Consider the following 15326-nt stretch of genomic DNA (forward strand, 5'->3'; position numbering starts at 1 on the left):
AGCGATGGGCCGGAATGCAACAAGCCCCGCACTATCTTTCGATAGGCGGGGCTTGCTCTGACGAATATGGTTGCGGGAGCCGGATTTGAACCGACGACCTTCGGGTTATGAGCCCGACGAGCTACCAGGCTGCTCCATCCCGCGTCAGTGGTGCGCATTCTACCGATTGGCGAATAGCTGTCAAGCACAAACGCTTGATTTATTTGAATTTTTCTAAAAGCCTGGGCGAGGGCAATAAAAAAGGCCACTGTCGAAACAGTGGCCTTTCTAGAATCTGGTTGCGGGAGCCGGATTTGAACCGACGACCTTCGGGTTATGAGCCCGACGAGCTACCAGGCTGCTCCATCCCGCGTCAGAGGGGCGCATTCTACGGATTCTTCGAAAGCTGTCAAGCATTAATGCTCAATACCCTTTACGGTTAATCCGAGATACTTTTCAGGGATCAATAAAAAAGGCCACTGTCGAAACAGTGGCCTTTTCTTGAATCTGGTTGCGGGAGCCGGATTTGAACCGACGACCTTCGGGTTATGAGCCCGACGAGCTACCAGGCTGCTCCATCCCGCGCCTGTGAGATCGAATTCTACGGAATTCCTTCCTGATGTCAACATTTAAATCAAAAAAACCTTTCCCGTTCAAACTCTTAGCGTGCCAGATCGGTAGCTGACCCAGTGTTGGCGGGGGTTCCAGGCTGATTGTCGTGTACGGGCTGTCTGCGCTCATGGGGCTTGGGGTACTATCTGTATGAATTTACAGTACTGGCTGTCGTCCATGTCCTTGCGCAAGATCATTCATGTCGACTGTGACTGCTTCTACGCCGCCATCGAGATGCGTGACGACCCGCGTCTGGTGGGGCGCCCCATGGCAGTAGGTGGGCAGCCAGGGCAGCGCGGGGTGATTGCCACCTGCAATTATGAGGCGCGGGCCTATGGCGTGCGCTCGGCGATGTCCTCGGGGCATGCCATGAAGCTGTGCCCGGACCTGCAGATCGTCAAGCCTCGCTTTGAGGCCTACCGTGAGGCATCCCGAGAGATACACGCAATCTTCCGTGACTACACCGAGCTGATCGAGCCCTTGTCGCTGGACGAGGCTTATCTGGATGTCAGTGACAGCCAGTGGTTTGCTGGCAGCGCCACGCGCATTGCCGAAGATATTCGCAGGCGTGTCGCACAGCAGTTGCATATCACGGTTTCTGCCGGGGTGGCACCCAACAAGTTCCTGGCCAAGATTGCCAGTGACTGGCGCAAGCCCAACGGCCTGTTCGTGATTACGCCGGATCAGGTGGAGGCGTTCGTTGCCGCGCTGCCGGTCGCGCGTCTGCACGGGGTAGGTAAAGTCACGGCGGACAAGCTGTCGCGCTTGGGCATCGATACCTGCCTATCCTTGCGTGACTGGTCGCGCCTGGCATTGGTCCGGGAATTCGGCAGTTTCGGTGAGCGCTTGTGGGGGCTGGCGCGGGGTATCGATGAGCGTGCGGTGCAAAATGACAGCCGTCGCCAGTCGGTCAGCGTGGAAAATACCTACGATCATGACCTGCCGAACCTGGCCAGTTGCCTGGAAAAACTCCCCGACCTGCTGGCCAGCCTGAACGAGCGCATTGCACGGATGGACAGCAGCTATCGGCCCGACAAGCCGTTCGTCAAGGTGAAGTTCCACGACTTCAGTCAAACCACCCTGGAGCAGGCAGGGGCAGGGCGTGACCTTGAGAGTTACCGGCAGTTGCTCAGCCAGGCGTTCGCACGCGGCGGCAAGCCCGTGCGCTTGTTGGGCGTAGGGGTGAGATTGCGCGATTTGCGCGGCGCCCATGAGCAGCTGGAATTGTTCGAAGACCAATAAAGAAGGGGCGCGATGTGCGCCCCTTGCGGTTATTGCGTCAAGCCATTCATTGCGCGCCAGGGTCGGCGACCAGGCGGCCGGTTTCCTTGGTCAACGTCTTGAGGAAGTCCTGCTGCAGTTCCGGATCGTTGCGAGTCAGCTCGATCAGGCTCTGCTCCAGCTCGCTGGCTTCTTCTTCCAGGCCCAGCTCCGAGAGGCGCTTGACCCGATGTACCCACTGGCCAACGTCGTCGTCTTCGAGGTCATCGAAGATCAGCTCGTGCGCTTCCAGCAGCTTGCCGCGCAGGCTGCCGCTTACCAGCAGGCTGGCATCGCCACGCACGCCGTTGTCCTCGTCGACCACCTGCAAATGCAGGGTGCCTACGTGCTTGAGGTTCTGCTCGGAGAACGGGCTGTCGAGCAGGTTCAGGCGTAGAACACCGTTCTTGTCGGTGGTCAGCTCGTGGGTCATCTTGCCGGCCTTGACCTCGACCAGGCGCTCGTTCCAGGGCACGCTGGTGAACTCTTCGCGCTTGCCTTTCTCGACTTCGCTGATGCCGGCCAGGTTCTGTTGCGCCCGGCCGTTGGACGGCGTGTTCATGAAAGGGTTGAGCCCGGCCACGCCATAGCTGAGCCAGTCGTGGGTCATGCTCTCGGGCAGGTTGCCGAGGGCGAACACGTTGGCCACGTTGGCGCCGATACCGGCGACCACTGCAACCGCACCCAGCGGGATCTCGTAGATCTCCCGCCAAGGCTGGTAGGGCGTGTAGCGGTCGTATCGACGGGTCACCTCGAATTCGGTGACCTCGAAGCGCTGCTGTTCGTGAATGCGCACGCGCCGTTGCGGAAGCTCCATGACCTTGGGCTCGCCGACATCGATCTGCAGACTGTGTTCGAGCAGCTTGCGCTCGACGCGCTCTTCATGGTCGCTGCGCTGGGGCATCTGGTTGGCGCAACCGCTGAGGAGCAGGGCGCCGCACAGTGCGGCGCCCCCCAGGGTGTAGGTACTTCGCTTGGACATGATCACTCGCGCAACGGTTTATCAGCGGCGGATACGGGCCTGCAGGAAGCTCAGCACTTCGTTGAGCGGCAACGCCTGGGCGTCTTGCTCGGTGCGGTGCTTGTATTCCAGGTTGCCTTCAGCCAGGCCGCGATCGCTGACGACGATGCGGTGCGGGATGCCGATCAGCTCCATGTCGGCGAACTTGATGCCGGGGCTGGTCTTCTTGTCGCGGTCGTCCAGCAGCACGTCGAAACCGGCAGCGGTCAGTTCGGCGTACAGCTTGTCGGTGGCTTCGCGTACCACGTCGGTTTCGTAGCGCAGCGGTACCAGGGCGATCTGGAAAGGCGCCAGGGCGTCGTTCCAGATGATGCCCTTGTCGTCGTAGCTCTGCTCGATGGCGGCGGCGACCACGCGGGATACGCCGATGCCGTAGCAACCCATCGACAGCACCACCGGCTTGCCGTTTTCACCCAGTACCTGGCACTTGAGTGCCTCGCTGTACTTGGTGCCGAGCTGGAAGATGTGGCCGACTTCGATGCCGCGCTTGATGACCAGGGTGCCTTGGCCGTCCGGGCTCGGGTCGCCTTCGACGACGTTGCGCAGGTCGGCGACTTGTGGAACCGGCAGGTCACGCTCCCAGTTCACGCCGAAGTAGTGCTTGTCGTCGATGTTGGCACCGATGCCGAAGTCGCTCATCAGGGCGACCGAGCGGTCGATGATGCATTCCAGCGGCAGGTTCAGCGGGCCGAGGGAGCCAGCGCCGGCACCGATGGCGGCGCGCAGTTCGGCTTCGCTGGCCATGACCAGCGGCTCGGCAACCTGTTCCAGCTTGGTGGCCTTGATTTCGTTGAGCTCGTGGTCGCCACGGACGATCAGGGCGATCAGCTTGCCCTCTTCGGCACCATGCACAATCAGGGTCTTGACGGTCTTCTCGATCGCCAGGCCGAAGTTTTCCACCAGCTGCGCAATGGTCTTGGCGTCTGGGGTGTCGACCAGGCGCAGTTCTTCGGTCGGGGCCGGGCGCACGGTTTCGCGCGGGATGGCCTCGGCCTTCTCGATGTTGGCGGCGTAATCGGAGCTGTCGCTGAAGATCACGTCGTCCTCACCGGAAGAGGCGAGCACGTGGAATTCGTGGGAGTAGCTGCCACCGATGGAGCCGGTGTCGGCCTGTACTGGGCGGAAGTCCAGGCCCAGGCGGGTAAAGATGTTGCTGTAGGCCAGGTGCATGCGGTCGTAGGTTTCCTGCAGGGAAGCCTGGTCGGCATGGAAGGAGTAGGCGTCCTTCATGATGAACTCGCGGCCGCGCATCAGGCCGAAGCGCGGACGGATCTCGTCACGGAACTTGGTCTGGATCTGGTACATGTTCAGCGGCAGCTGCTTGTAGCTCGACAGCTCGTTGCGCGCGAGGTCGGTGATGACCTCCTCGTGGGTCGGGCCGACGCAGAAGTCGCGGTTGTGGCGGTCCTTCAGGCGCAGCAGCTCCGGGCCGTACTGTTCCCAGCGGCCGGATTCCTGCCACAGCTCAGCGGGCTGGATGCTTGGCATCAGCACTTCAAGGGCACCGGCGGCGTTCATTTCCTCGCGGACCACGGCCTCGACCTTGCGCATCACCCGCAGGCCCATCGGCAGCCAGGTGTAGAGGCCGGAGGCCAGTTTGCGGATCATGCCGGCACGCAGCATGAGCTGGTGGCTGATGACCACGGCATCTGCCGGGGTTTCTTTTTGGGTGGCGAGCAAATATTGACTGGTGCGCATGGTGAGCCGTGTCGATTGCCTGAATGTGAAATGACCCCGCATTGTACGGGGGCGAGACGAAAGCGTACAGAATGCAGCAGTCGTGCGCTTGTGTCAGCCATGAAAAAGCCCGGCCTAGGCCGGGCTTCTTCATTCGCGAAGCGTTGCAAGCACAGGCTTACAGGATGCTCAGCGGGTACTCGACGATCAGGCGCAGTTCGTCGATCGAGCTCGAACCGTAGTACACGCCGTCGGCGGAGCGGTAGGTGGCTTGACGGACGCGGAAGCTCAGGTCTTTCGCCGGGCCTTCCTGCAGCACGTACTTGATGTCTACGTCGCGTTCCCATTCCTTGCCGTTGTCGGTGCCAGTAACGTTGGCGCCGGTACCACGCACGTAACGGGTCATGAACGACAGGCCTGGAATGCCGTACTCGGCGAAGTTCAGGTCGTAGCGAGCCTGCCAGGACTTCTCGTCTTCGGCGTTGAAGTCGGAGCGGGCAATGGAGTTGGCCAGGAAGATGGTGCCGCCGCCGTCCACGCCGTAGGCGTAGTCGCCGTCACCGGTGACCTTCTGGTAGGCCAGGGTGAAGGTGTGTGCGCCGATGTTATAGGCGCCGGACAGGCTGAATGCACGGTTGTCCAGTTTGTCGCCGTCGTAGGCCTTGACCAGGGCTGCGCCGTCGCTCTTGGTGTCATAGATGTTGAAGTCGAACACCAGGCCTTGCTTGTCGGAGATCGGCAGCGCCCAGTTGATGTTGGCGTAGTATTTGCGCCAGTAGTCTTCAACGTTGGAGTAGTACAGGCTGGTGCTCAGGGTATCGGTAAAGGCGTAGGTGCCGCCGATTACGTCAGCTTCCTTGAGGTGCAGGCTGTCGCGGTTGGTCTCGGCTTGCGCGGTCAGGCTGGTGAAACGACCGGCGTGCAGGGTCAGGCCCTTGATTTCGTTGCTGGTGATCAGGCCGCCCTGGGCGATCTCTGGCAGCAAGCGGCTGTCGTCGGTGGCGAAGACCGGCAGAGCGGTGAACTGGTCGCCAACCTTCAGCACGGTGTCGGATACGCGGAATTTGACCGCGCCGCCGGCTTTAGAGTAGTCGTCCTGCGAGCGGCCGTCGGAGCCGGTCGGGAACAGGCCGGTGCCGGCGCGGCCTTTGCCGCTGTCCAGTTTCAGGCCCAGCATGCCGATGGCGTCGACGCCGACACCGACGGTGCCTTGGGTGAAGCCGGATTCGTAGGTGCCCAGGAAGCCCAGGCCGGTTTCTTCCACGCGGCTCTGACGGTTGCCGTCTTTGTCACGATCGTTGTTGCGGAAGTCACGGCTGAAATACAGCATCCGGGTCTTGACGTTGAGCTTGCTGTCTTCGAGGAAGCCCTTGGACTCATCCTGCGAAGAGGCGACAGCAAACTGCGAGGTCCCTGCTGCTACTGCCAGGGCGATCATGCTCCACTTCATCACGCGCATCGTGATTTGCTCCTTTGGTTTTTAGGAAGAGTACCGCTGCGCCCTGGTGTTTTAGTTATAGGGGGCAGCTCTTTCTTGTTATGTCGGCGAAAATGTATATCACGCAGACTATTCTTGGCGATACGGGCAAAAACAACCTTTCGATAACTTTATGGCCGTGTCGCGTACAGTTATTTCCATGTCGCAAATCACGCCCTGTTTAGTTGGGCGTACAACGCCAGCGCTGTTGTCAAGCCATCAAGAGTGCGTAATCACAAAGTTGTGGCTTGAAAACTCCCTGGTGGATCCGATGCCGCTGTTGTTATTTGTCGCGTCCACCCGACGATGCAGGTGTCGTGCCGACTTGGCGTCAAACGAATGCAACAAGCGTGCTCAAAATCACGAACGCTTGATGAAATTTTCACAATTGCCGAAGCGCCAGGGTGGAAATCACCGTAAACACGGGGCGGCGCCTGTCTTATGGTGTGCCAAGGATCAATGTCCTGCTTGTCGCCAACAGTTGCCTTCAAAGTCAAGGTGTTACCCGTGACTGTTGATCCTGCGTGTTTTGTGTGAAGAAAGTGTGGTGATGCGGTGACGATTGGCATCATTTTGGTGCGAAAAGTAGCGTGGTGTTACCGTCGCCGGCTCAAACGGGTGCGCGTAGCTGTTGGGTGCCTGTTCTCGCTGATGTGGCACAAGAGGAAGCAGGGTATCCTTCGCCCCTGTTTTCGCCCTGTGGGGCGTCATTGTTTTTCAGGAGGTACGCCGTGTTCACTCTCGATTCGCGCCTGCAGCAGGATTCCCTGGTGCTGGGCGACCTGCCGCTATGCCGCTTGCTGTTGAGCAAGGATGCCAACTACCCCTGGTTCATCCTGGTTCCGCGTCGCGCCGACATCAGCGAGCTTTTCGACCTCGAAGAGGCTGATCAGCAGCAGCTCTGGCAGGAAACCAATGCCTTGGCCGAAGCGTTGAAGGATGCCTTTGCTGCCGACAAGATGAACGTTGCCACGCTCGGTAACGTTGTCAGTCAGTTGCACATGCATGTCATCGTCCGTCGCCACGGCGATGCTGCTTGGCCTGCGCCGGTATGGGGCAAGGTGCCGGCCATCGACTATGCGCCGGAACAGGTGGAAGGCATTCGCCAGCGTATGCGTGCGTTGCTCGGTGAAAGCTTCAAGGAGGCCTGAGGCATGTCGCTGGAAATGCAGATCGTCGAGCTCCAAACCCGGCAGGCGTTCCAGGATGACACCATCCAGGCGCTGAATGACGTGGTGGTCGAACAGGGGCGGGTGATCGAGCGCCTGCAATTGCAGGTGGCCGAGTTGATCAAGCGTTACGAAGAGATGGTTGGCCAGTACGGCAGCGAGGGAGAAGAGGCTCCGCCGCCTCATTATTGAAGGCGGCGGAGACTGTGGTCAGCGGCGCGAGACCGCGACCACGTCTTCGGCCTGCAGGCCTTTGTCACGGTGCATCACAGAGAATTCCACGCGCTGGCCTTCGACCAGGACGCGGTGGCCTTCGCCACGGATGGCGCGAAAGTGCACGAAGATATCGTCACCGGTGTCGCGAGAGATGAAGCCGAAGCCCTTCGAGGTATTGAACCACTTCACCGTACCGGTATCGCGCAGGCCTGCGTCTTGCGCTACGCCCTGGCTGCGGGCCTTGCGTGGCGTGCGGGCAAAACCCGCCGCCAGGTGCAGGGCGCAGGCGAGGATGGCGCAGGCCAGTGCAGGCAGGCTGCCCAGTTCCGGACGCGCCAGCAGGGTGAGTGTCTGCAGGGCGACGGCCAGTACCAGCAGGATGCTGGTCGCGCGCTGCAATTGCTGGCGCATGCCGTTGTAATACAGCGGCAGGGCCGGGGCCAGGATCAGGTTGAGCAGCCCGAGCAAGGCCAGGTATACGGCCTCGGGTTGTTGCAGCAGGGGTGTTGCGTCGGTTCTGAGGCTGGGTATGAGCGATAGCAGCAAGGCAGCCACGCCCGTCACCAGATGGACGATCTTGAACATTTGATTTGGCTCGCATTGATAAGGCCGATCACAGGATGAGCTGGCTGCACGGTGCGCGTGAGGTGTAAGCGCAAAAACGTGACATCCCAGCCTATGCACCCGGCAATAACAGTCCGCACGGGTGGCACGCTGCCTATTTAACAGCAAAGGCGCAGGCATCTCAAACCGCGTGCGCCGGCTGGCCGTCGCGGCCTGCGTGGCGGGGAATCTCTTGCTAGGGTTTGTAGGGTTGTCGCGCAGGCTCGTTTCGCAGTGACTGGCGCCCGCTTGATCAACCAGGCCTACAAGGAGAGGGGAACGTCATGGCAATCGATATCGGTATCAGTGAAGAAGATCGCAAGTCCATTGTCGAAGGGTTGTCCCGGCTGCTGTCGGATACCTATGTGCTGTACCTGAAAACCCACAATTTCCATTGGAATGTCACCGGGCCGTCGTTTCGCACGCTGCACCTGATGTTCGAGGAGCAGTACAACGAGCTGGCGCTGGCGGTGGACTCCATTGCCGAACGCATCCGTGCGCTGGGTTTCCCCGCGCCGGGTTCCTATGCCTTTTATGCGCGCCATTCGTCGATCAAGGAGGAAGAGGGGGTACCCGTCGCCGATGAAATGATCCGGCAGCTGGTGCAGGGCCAGGAGGCGGTGGTGCGTACCGCGCGCAGCATCTTCCCGGTGGTGGACAAGGTCAGCGACGAGCCAACCGCCGACTTGCTCACCCAACGCATGCAGGTGCATGAGAAAACCGCGTGGATGCTGCGGGTTTTGCTCGACGGGAAGTAATTGCTGCTTGACCCTTGCGCAAGCATTGAAGGCAGGGGCGGCGCCACAGTGGGTGCCGTGCCCTGTTCGTTTAAGGGGAAGGCTTTGCTGCTGCTACCGACATGCGTGGCGGCGCTTCATTGACGTCTAGGTCTCGTCCGGAGCGACGGACGGGGATGGTTCGTGTCGATGGAGCGAAGCGATGTACGGTATTACGCAAGGTGTGAATGCTGGGAGCAGGCAGGGGCTGGGAAGTGGTCGGCCGCGTATTGATCCGTTCAAGATGGATTTCGACATGCAGCAGGCCGGGCCGGTGTCGCGTTCCGTGCGGCTCAATGGTTTTGCAACCTGCCTGCGCCTGGAGGCTGTCTACTGGCGGATCCTTGAGCGGATTGCCGAGGCCAATCGGTGTTCGGTGAGCGCCGTGCTGTCCTATGTTGATCGTGAGGTGCACCTGCGCCATGGCGGGGTGAGGAACTTCAGTGGCCTGATCCGGGTGATCTGCGTGGCATGGTTGCAGGATGCGCCGGATTCACACTGATCGCCGGGCGGGCTGCACTGCTCCGGTTAACCATATATAATCCCGCTCTTTGCTGCCGTGGGCAGCCTGCAATGTGGTTGACGAGAGACACCATGCCCCTTTACGACTATCAATGTGCATCCTGCGAACACCGCATGGAGGTGTTGCAGAAGATCAGTGCCGCGCCGCTGACCGATTGCCCGGCGTGTCAGGCCCCGGCATTGAAAAAGCTGCTGTCGGTCCCCGGCTTTCGCCTGAGTGGCAACGGCTGGTACGAGACCGACTTCAAGACCGGGGCAAAAAAGAATCTGGCAGGCGGCGACAAGGCCGACTGAGTTGAATTGCACCGACCGGGTCTTGCAGTATTAGCCCCTTGGGCGGCGAAGACCTCCACCGAATACACGAATCACGAGAAGCGAAACCACGACCATGATGCGCAGCCATTATTGCGGCCAACTGAACGAGAGCCTGGACGGCCAGGAAGTCACCCTTTGCGGCTGGGTCCATCGTCGTCGCGACCACGGCGGGGTGATCTTCCTCGATATCCGTGACCGCGAAGGCATGGCCCAGGTCGTATTCGACCCGGATCGCGCCGAAACCTTCGCCGCCGCCGACCGCGTGCGCAGCGAATACGTGGTGCAGATCACCGGCAAGGTGCGCAAGCGTCCGGAAGGCGCGGTGAACGCCAACATGGCCTCCGGCGCCATCGAAATCCTCGGCTACCAGCTGACCGTGCTCAACGAAGCCGAAACGCCGCCGTTCCCGCTGAACGAATACTCCGACGTTGGCGAGGAAACCCGCCTGCGTTACCGCTTCATCGACCTGCGTCGCCCGGAGATGGCCGAGAAGCTGCGCCTGCGTTCGCGCATTACCACCAGCATCCGCCGCTTCCTCGACGAAAATGGCTTCCTCGACGTCGAGACGCCGATCCTGACCCGCGCCACTCCGGAAGGCGCCCGCGACTACCTGGTGCCGAGCCGCACCCACGCCGGCAGCTTCTTCGCTCTGCCGCAGTCGCCGCAACTGTTCAAGCAGTTGCTGATGGTCGCCGGCTTCGACCGCTACTACCAGATCGCCAAGTGCTTCCGTGACGAAGACCTGCGTGCTGACCGTCAGCCGGAATTCACCCAGATCGACATCGAGACCAGCTTCCTCGACGAGTCCGAGATCATGGGCCTCACCGAGAGCATGATCCGCAAGCTGTTCAAGGAAGTGCTGGACCTGGAATTCGGTGAATTCCCGCACATGACCTTCGAAGAGGCCATGCGTCGCTACGGTTCCGACAAGCCTGACCTGCGCAACCCGCTGGAACTGGTTGACGTTGCCGACCAGCTGAAGGACGTGGACTTCAAGGTCTTCGCCGGCCCCGCCAACGATCCGAAATGCCGCGTCACCGCCCTGCGTCTGCCAGGCGGCGCGAGCATGCCGCGCAGCAAGATCGACGAGTACACCAAGTTCGTCGGCATCTACGGTGCCAAGGGCCTGGCGTACATCAAGGTCAACGAGCGCGCCAAGGGTGTCGAAGGCCTGCAGTCGCCGATCGTCAAGAACATCCCTGAGGCCAACCTCAACAACATCCTCGACCGCGTGGGTGCGGTCGACGGCGACATCGTGTTCTTCGGCGCCGACAAGTTCAAAGTCGTCAGCGAAGCCCTGGGCGCACTGCGTATCCGCCTGGGCCACGATTTCGAACTGCTGACCTGCGAGTGGGCCCCAATGTGGGTCGTCGACTTCCCGATGTTCGAAGAGAACGAAGACGGCAGCTTCACCGCACTGCACCACCCGTTCACCGCGCCGAAGTGCACCCCGGAAGAGCTGGAGGCCAACCCGGCCACCGCGCTGTCCCGCGCCTACGACATGGTGCTCAATGGCACTGAACTGGGTGGCGGTTCGATCCGTATCCACCGCAAGGAAATGCAACAGGCGGTCTTCCGTCTGCTGGGTATCGAGGCGGCGGAACAGGAAGAGAAGTTCGGCTTCCTGCTCGACGCCCTGAAATTCGGTGCGCCGCCCCACGGTGGCCTGGCCTTCGGTCTGGACCGTCTGGTCATGCTGATGACAGGCGCCCAGTCGATCCGTGAAGTGATCGCCTTCCCGAAAACCCAGAGCGCCGCGTGCGTGATGACCCAGGCCCCTGGCCTGGTCGACGCCAAGGCCCTGCGCGAGCTGCACATCCGTCTGCGCGAGCAGACCAAGGTCGAGTAATCACGGCCTCGGGCGCATCGATAGCGCTGCGCCCATGTATTTCATGCGTTCCGCCCTTCGGGGCGGAACCTGTTTCTGTTTCAAGGATTTGGAGTCGTTATGGCTGGTCATTCCAAGTGGGCGAACATCAAGCACCGCAAAGAGCGCCAGGATGCCAAGAGAGGCAAGATCTTCACCAAGTGGATCCGCGAGCTGACCGTCGCCGCCAAGCAAGGCGGTGGTGACCCGGCTTCCAACCCGCGTCTGCGCCTGGCGCTGGACAAGGCCCTGGGTGCCAACATGAGCCGCGACATCATCGACCGCGCCGTGGCCCGAGGGGCCGGCACCAACGAAAGCGACAACGTCGAAGAGCTCAGCTATGAGGGTTACGGCCCGGGTGGCGTGGCGATCATGGTCGAAGCCATGACCGACAACCGCAACCGTACCGCCGCGGCCGTGCGCCATGCCTTCACCAAGTGCGGTGGCAACCTGGGCACTGACGGTTCGGTGGCCTACCTGTTCGAGCGCAAGGGGCAGATCAGCTTCGCCGCAGAGCTGGCCGTCGACGAAGATGCGCTGATGGAAGCCGCGATGGAGGCCGATGCCGACGACGTGGTGGCCAACGACGACGGCTCCTTCGATGTGTTCACCTCATTCAACAGCTTCTACGCGGTGCGTAATGCACTGGAAGAAGCCGGCTTCAAGGCTTCGGATGCCGAGATCGTGATGCAGCCGACCACCAGTGCCGAGCTGGATCAGGAAGGCGCCGAGAAGGTGCTCAAGCTGATCGACATGCTCGAGGATCTGGACGACGTGCAGAACGTCTACTCCAATGCACAGATCTCCGACGAGATCATGGAAGCGCTGGGCTGACAGTTTCGGCGACAGGCGCTATCGCGGGGCAAGTCGCAACGGCGCACCGCCGCTCCCACGAGGTCTGGGTGGGAGCGGGCTTGTCCCGCGATAGGGCCGGCAAATTCGTAAATACCTGTAGGCGTTATGACTCTGATTCTTGGTATCGACCCCGGTTCGCGCATCACCGGCTTCGGTGTGGTCCGGCAGACTGCGCGCGGCTGCGAGTACGTCACCTCGGGCTGTATTCGCACCGGTGATGGCGAGCTGCACGATCGGCTGCTCGTGGTCTTTCGCGGTGTCAGCGAGATCATTCGTCAGCACGGGCCGGTGACCATGGGTATCGAGCGGGTGTTCATGGCGCGCAATGCCGATTCGGCGCTCAAGCTGGGGCAGGCGCGCGGTGCCGCAATCGTGGCCGCCGCAGAGGCGGGCCTGGAGATCGCCGAATATACCGCCAGCCAGGTCAAGCAGGCGGTGGCGGGCACCGGTGGGGCCAACAAGGACCAGGTGATGTTGATGGTCATGCACCTGCTCAAGCTCACCCAGAAGCCGCAAGTCGACGCCTCCGATGCCCTGGCCATCGCCCTGTGCCATGCCCATACCCGCTCCAGCCTTATTCCCCATGGCTTGACCACGGCGCGGCGGCGCGGCGGGCGCTTGCGTCTGTAACCGCTTCATGCGCTGATACACATTTTGTCCGGGTGGCCCGTTCACCCGAAGCATTTGCTGATAGGGTTGTGCGGTTTCTGACCGGCGCCCCAGAGAAAGGATCGGAACGTGATTGGACGTTTGCGCGGCACCTTGGCGGAAAAACAGCCGCCGCACCTGATTGTCGACGTCAATGGCCTGGGCTACGAGCTCGAAGTGCCGATGACCACCCTCTATCGCCTGCCCAAGGTGGGGGAGGTCGTGACCCTGCATACCCACCAGGTGGTGCGTGAAGATGCCCACCTGCTTTATGGCTTCGCTGAAAAACGTGAGCGTGAACTGTTCCGTGAGCTGATCCGGCTCAATGGCGTTGGCCCGAAGCTGGCGCTGGCGTTGATGTCCGGGCTTGAAGTCGACGACCTGGTGCGCTGTGTACAGGCGCAGGACGCCGCCGTGCTGGTGCGCGTGCCGGGCGTTGGCAAGAAGACCGCCGAGCGCTTGCTGGTCGAGCTCAAGGACCGCTTCAAGGCCTGGGAAGCCTCGCCGGCGATGTTCGCCCTGGTGTCCGACGGCCCGCTGCCGGTGGCCAGCGTCAACACGGCCGAGGCCGACGCGGTGAGTGCGCTGGTATCGCTGGGCTACAAGCCGCAGGAGGCCAGCAAGGCCATTTCCGCCATCGAAGGCAAGGCCAACCTCAGCAGTGAAGAGCTGATCCGCCGCAGCCTCAAAGGGATGATTACCAAGTGATCGAGACCGACCGCCTGATTGCCGCCTCCGGACGCGACCGCGAAGAGGTCCAGGACCGCGCAATCCGTCCGCTGCGCCTGGAGGAATACATCGGCCAGCCAGTGGTTCGCGAGCAGATGGCGCTGTTCATTCAGGCTGCGCGCGGTCGCAACGAGTCCCTCGACCATACCCTGATCTTCGGCCCGCCGGGCCTTGGCAAAACCACGCTGGCCAATATCATCGCCCACGAAATGGGTGTGTCGGTCAAGAGCACCTCAGGGCCGATCCTCGAGCGCCCGGGCGACCTGGCGGCGATGCTGACCAACCTGGAACCGCACGATGTGCTGTTCATCGACGAAATTCACCGCTTGTCGCCGGTGGTCGAGGAAGTGCTGTATCCGGCCATGGAAGACTTCCAGCTGGACATCATGATCGGCGAAGGGCCGGCTGCGCGCTCGATCAAGCTCGATCTGCCACCGTTCACCCTGGTCGGTGCCACCACCCGCGCAGGCATGTTGACCAACCCCCTGCGTGATCGTTTCGGTATCGTTCAGCGCCTGGAGTTCTACAGCGATCGGGACCTGGCGACCATCGTCAGCCGTTCGGCCGGCATTCTCGGGTTGTCGATCGAGGACACCGGTGCCTTCGAGATCGCCCGCCGTGCGCGCGGTACCCCGCGCATTGCCAACCGCCTGTTGCGCCGTGTGCGTGACTACGCCGAGGTGCGCGGCAAGGGCGAGATCACCAAGGCCGTTGCGGACATGGCGCTCAACCTGCTGGACGTCGACGAGCGCGGTTTCGACCATTCCGACCGGCGCCTGCTGCTGACCATGATCGAGAAGTTCGACGGTGGCCCGGTGGGCGTGGACAACCTCGCCGCAGCTATCAGCGAAGAGCGCCATACCATCGAAGACGTGCTGGAACCGTACCTCATCCAGCAAGGCTATATCATGCGCACCCCGCGAGGCCGCGTGGTCACTCGCCATGCCTACCTGCATTTCGGCCTGAACATTCCCGGGCGCTTCTGTGAAGGCGGGGAATATTCCGCGCAGGACGACGAATGACAGATCGAACCGGCGATTTCGTGGTCCTACCGCAGGCATGCCCACCAAACGCTGGCAATACGACATTAACCCGGCAAAAACAGTTGCCTGGGCGGATTGGCAAGTTCAGGAGTAAGCACTAGAGTATGCGCGCGCAAAATGGGCTGGAACCGTTCGCACACCGCTGTCGCGTCTATTACGAGGATACCGACGCGGGTGGGGTGGTGTACTACGTCAACTACCTCAAGTTCATGGAGCGAGCGCGCACCGAGCGCCTGCGTCACCTGGGTTTTTCCCAGGCGCAACTGGCGGGTGACAATCTTTTGTTCGTCGTGCACTCCAGCGAAGCGCGCTACCACGCGCCGGCGCGGCTGGACGACGAATTGCGGGTAACCGCGCAAGTGCTTGAATTGAATCGCGCCAGCCTGCGCTTCGTGCAGCAGGTATGGCGAATAAAGGATGAAGTGCTGCTCTGTGAAGGGCAGTTCCTTGTGGCCGCCGTGCGTGCCGACACTTTCAAGCCCCGGGCCATTCCCCCAGAACTGCGCGATGCGTTCCTGGCGGATGGTACGGGTACTCAATCCAACGCAGGAGAATAA

General features: G+C 61.4%; 16 protein-coding genes and 3 tRNA genes. 12 read left to right on the forward strand and 7 right to left on the reverse strand.

Going from position 1 to position 15326, the window contains the following annotated elements:
• Positions 1-67 precede the first annotated feature (67 nt).
• The 3 genes from RTH46_RS08595 to RTH46_RS08605 form a co-directional block, all read right to left on the reverse strand.
• Positions 68-144: transfer RNA gene (locus RTH46_RS08595), tRNA-Met, on the reverse strand.
• A 131-nt stretch (positions 145-275) separates the two neighbouring features.
• Positions 276-352, reverse strand: a tRNA-Met gene (locus RTH46_RS08600).
• Between the two features lie 135 nt (positions 353-487).
• A tRNA-Met gene (locus RTH46_RS08605) sits at positions 488-564 on the reverse strand.
• A 210-nt stretch (positions 565-774) separates the two neighbouring features.
• Here RTH46_RS08605 and dinB point away from each other — a divergent pair.
• Complete coding sequence (dinB, locus tag RTH46_RS08610) at positions 775-1833, forward strand: DNA polymerase IV (protein WP_316905511.1); 1059 nt, start codon at positions 775-777, stop codon at positions 1831-1833.
• 46 nt (positions 1834-1879) lie between these two features.
• On the opposite strand, the gene RTH46_RS08615 is transcribed toward dinB, so the two are convergent.
• From RTH46_RS08615 to RTH46_RS08625, 3 genes are all read right to left on the reverse strand, one after another.
• A complete protein-coding gene (locus tag RTH46_RS08615; protein WP_110992352.1) occupies positions 1880-2833 on the reverse strand; it encodes a hypothetical protein in 954 nt (317 codons plus the stop codon).
• Positions 2834-2854: 21 nt separating this feature from the next.
• On the reverse strand, positions 2855-4570 hold the full coding sequence (locus RTH46_RS08620) for a proline--tRNA ligase (protein WP_153789069.1): 1716 nt from the start codon (positions 4568-4570) through the stop codon (positions 2855-2857).
• A 157-nt stretch (positions 4571-4727) separates the two neighbouring features.
• Positions 4728-6008, reverse strand: a complete 1281-nt coding sequence (locus tag RTH46_RS08625; protein WP_153789070.1) for an OprD family porin — start codon at positions 6006-6008, stop codon at positions 4728-4730.
• 749 nt (positions 6009-6757) lie between these two features.
• On the opposite strand from RTH46_RS08625, the gene RTH46_RS08630 reads away from it, so the two are divergent.
• Both RTH46_RS08630 and RTH46_RS08635 read left to right on the forward strand, forming a co-directional pair.
• Positions 6758-7177 carry an HIT family protein gene (locus RTH46_RS08630; RefSeq protein ID WP_153789071.1) on the forward strand — a complete coding sequence of 140 codons (420 nt, stop codon included), beginning with the start codon at positions 6758-6760 and terminating at the stop codon, positions 7175-7177.
• A gap of 3 nt (positions 7178-7180) precedes the next feature.
• A complete protein-coding gene (locus RTH46_RS08635; RefSeq protein WP_258642829.1) occupies positions 7181-7387 on the forward strand; it encodes a SlyX family protein in 207 nt (68 codons plus the stop codon).
• Between the two features lie 18 nt (positions 7388-7405).
• Here the strand turns inward: RTH46_RS08635 and RTH46_RS08640 are convergent, their stop codons facing one another.
• Positions 7406-7996 (reverse strand): cold-shock protein, encoded by a 591-nt coding sequence (locus RTH46_RS08640; protein ID WP_279845567.1) that lies wholly within the window; start codon positions 7994-7996, stop codon positions 7406-7408.
• A 302-nt stretch (positions 7997-8298) separates the two neighbouring features.
• Between RTH46_RS08640 and RTH46_RS08645 the strand changes: the two genes are divergently transcribed.
• The 9 genes from RTH46_RS08645 (at position 8299) to ybgC (ending at position 15326) form a co-directional block, all read left to right on the forward strand.
• The gene (locus tag RTH46_RS08645; protein ID WP_016392255.1) at positions 8299-8772 is read left to right on the forward strand and encodes a Dps family protein; all 474 of its coding nucleotides are present in this window, start codon (positions 8299-8301) and stop codon (positions 8770-8772) included.
• Positions 8773-8953: 181 nt separating this feature from the next.
• Positions 8954-9292 (forward strand): ribbon-helix-helix domain-containing protein, encoded by a 339-nt coding sequence (locus tag RTH46_RS08650; RefSeq protein ID WP_256671425.1) that lies wholly within the window; start codon positions 8954-8956, stop codon positions 9290-9292.
• A 92-nt stretch (positions 9293-9384) separates the two neighbouring features.
• Positions 9385-9606, forward strand: coding sequence for an FmdB family zinc ribbon protein (locus RTH46_RS08655; protein ID WP_003254776.1), 222 nt, complete (start codon positions 9385-9387; stop codon positions 9604-9606).
• A gap of 94 nt (positions 9607-9700) precedes the next feature.
• Positions 9701-11476 carry an aspartate--tRNA ligase gene (gene aspS, locus RTH46_RS08660; RefSeq protein WP_110992346.1) on the forward strand — a complete coding sequence of 592 codons (1776 nt, stop codon included), beginning with the start codon at positions 9701-9703 and terminating at the stop codon, positions 11474-11476.
• Positions 11477-11575: 99 nt separating this feature from the next.
• The gene (locus RTH46_RS08665) at positions 11576-12328 is read left to right on the forward strand and encodes a YebC/PmpR family DNA-binding transcriptional regulator (RefSeq protein ID WP_153789074.1); all 753 of its coding nucleotides are present in this window, start codon (positions 11576-11578) and stop codon (positions 12326-12328) included.
• Positions 12329-12454: 126 nt separating this feature from the next.
• The gene (ruvC, locus tag RTH46_RS08670; RefSeq protein ID WP_125465144.1) at positions 12455-12979 is read left to right on the forward strand and encodes a crossover junction endodeoxyribonuclease RuvC; all 525 of its coding nucleotides are present in this window, start codon (positions 12455-12457) and stop codon (positions 12977-12979) included.
• A 108-nt stretch (positions 12980-13087) separates the two neighbouring features.
• Positions 13088-13705, forward strand: a complete 618-nt coding sequence (gene ruvA, locus RTH46_RS08675) for a Holliday junction branch migration protein RuvA (protein WP_316905437.1) — start codon at positions 13088-13090, stop codon at positions 13703-13705.
• Positions 13702-14748 (forward strand): Holliday junction branch migration DNA helicase RuvB, encoded by a 1047-nt coding sequence (ruvB, locus tag RTH46_RS08680; protein ID WP_110992342.1) that lies wholly within the window; start codon positions 13702-13704, stop codon positions 14746-14748. Before ruvA ends, ruvB begins: the two co-directional genes overlap by 4 nt.
• Before the next feature lie 125 nt (positions 14749-14873).
• Positions 14874-15326, forward strand: a complete 453-nt coding sequence (ybgC, locus tag RTH46_RS08685; RefSeq protein ID WP_110992341.1) for a tol-pal system-associated acyl-CoA thioesterase — start codon at positions 14874-14876, stop codon at positions 15324-15326.

The organism is Pseudomonas sp. zfem004 (assembly GCF_032621715.1).
In the GTDB taxonomy this organism is placed as follows: Bacteria; Pseudomonadota; Gammaproteobacteria; order Pseudomonadales; family Pseudomonadaceae; genus Aquipseudomonas; species Aquipseudomonas sichuanensis.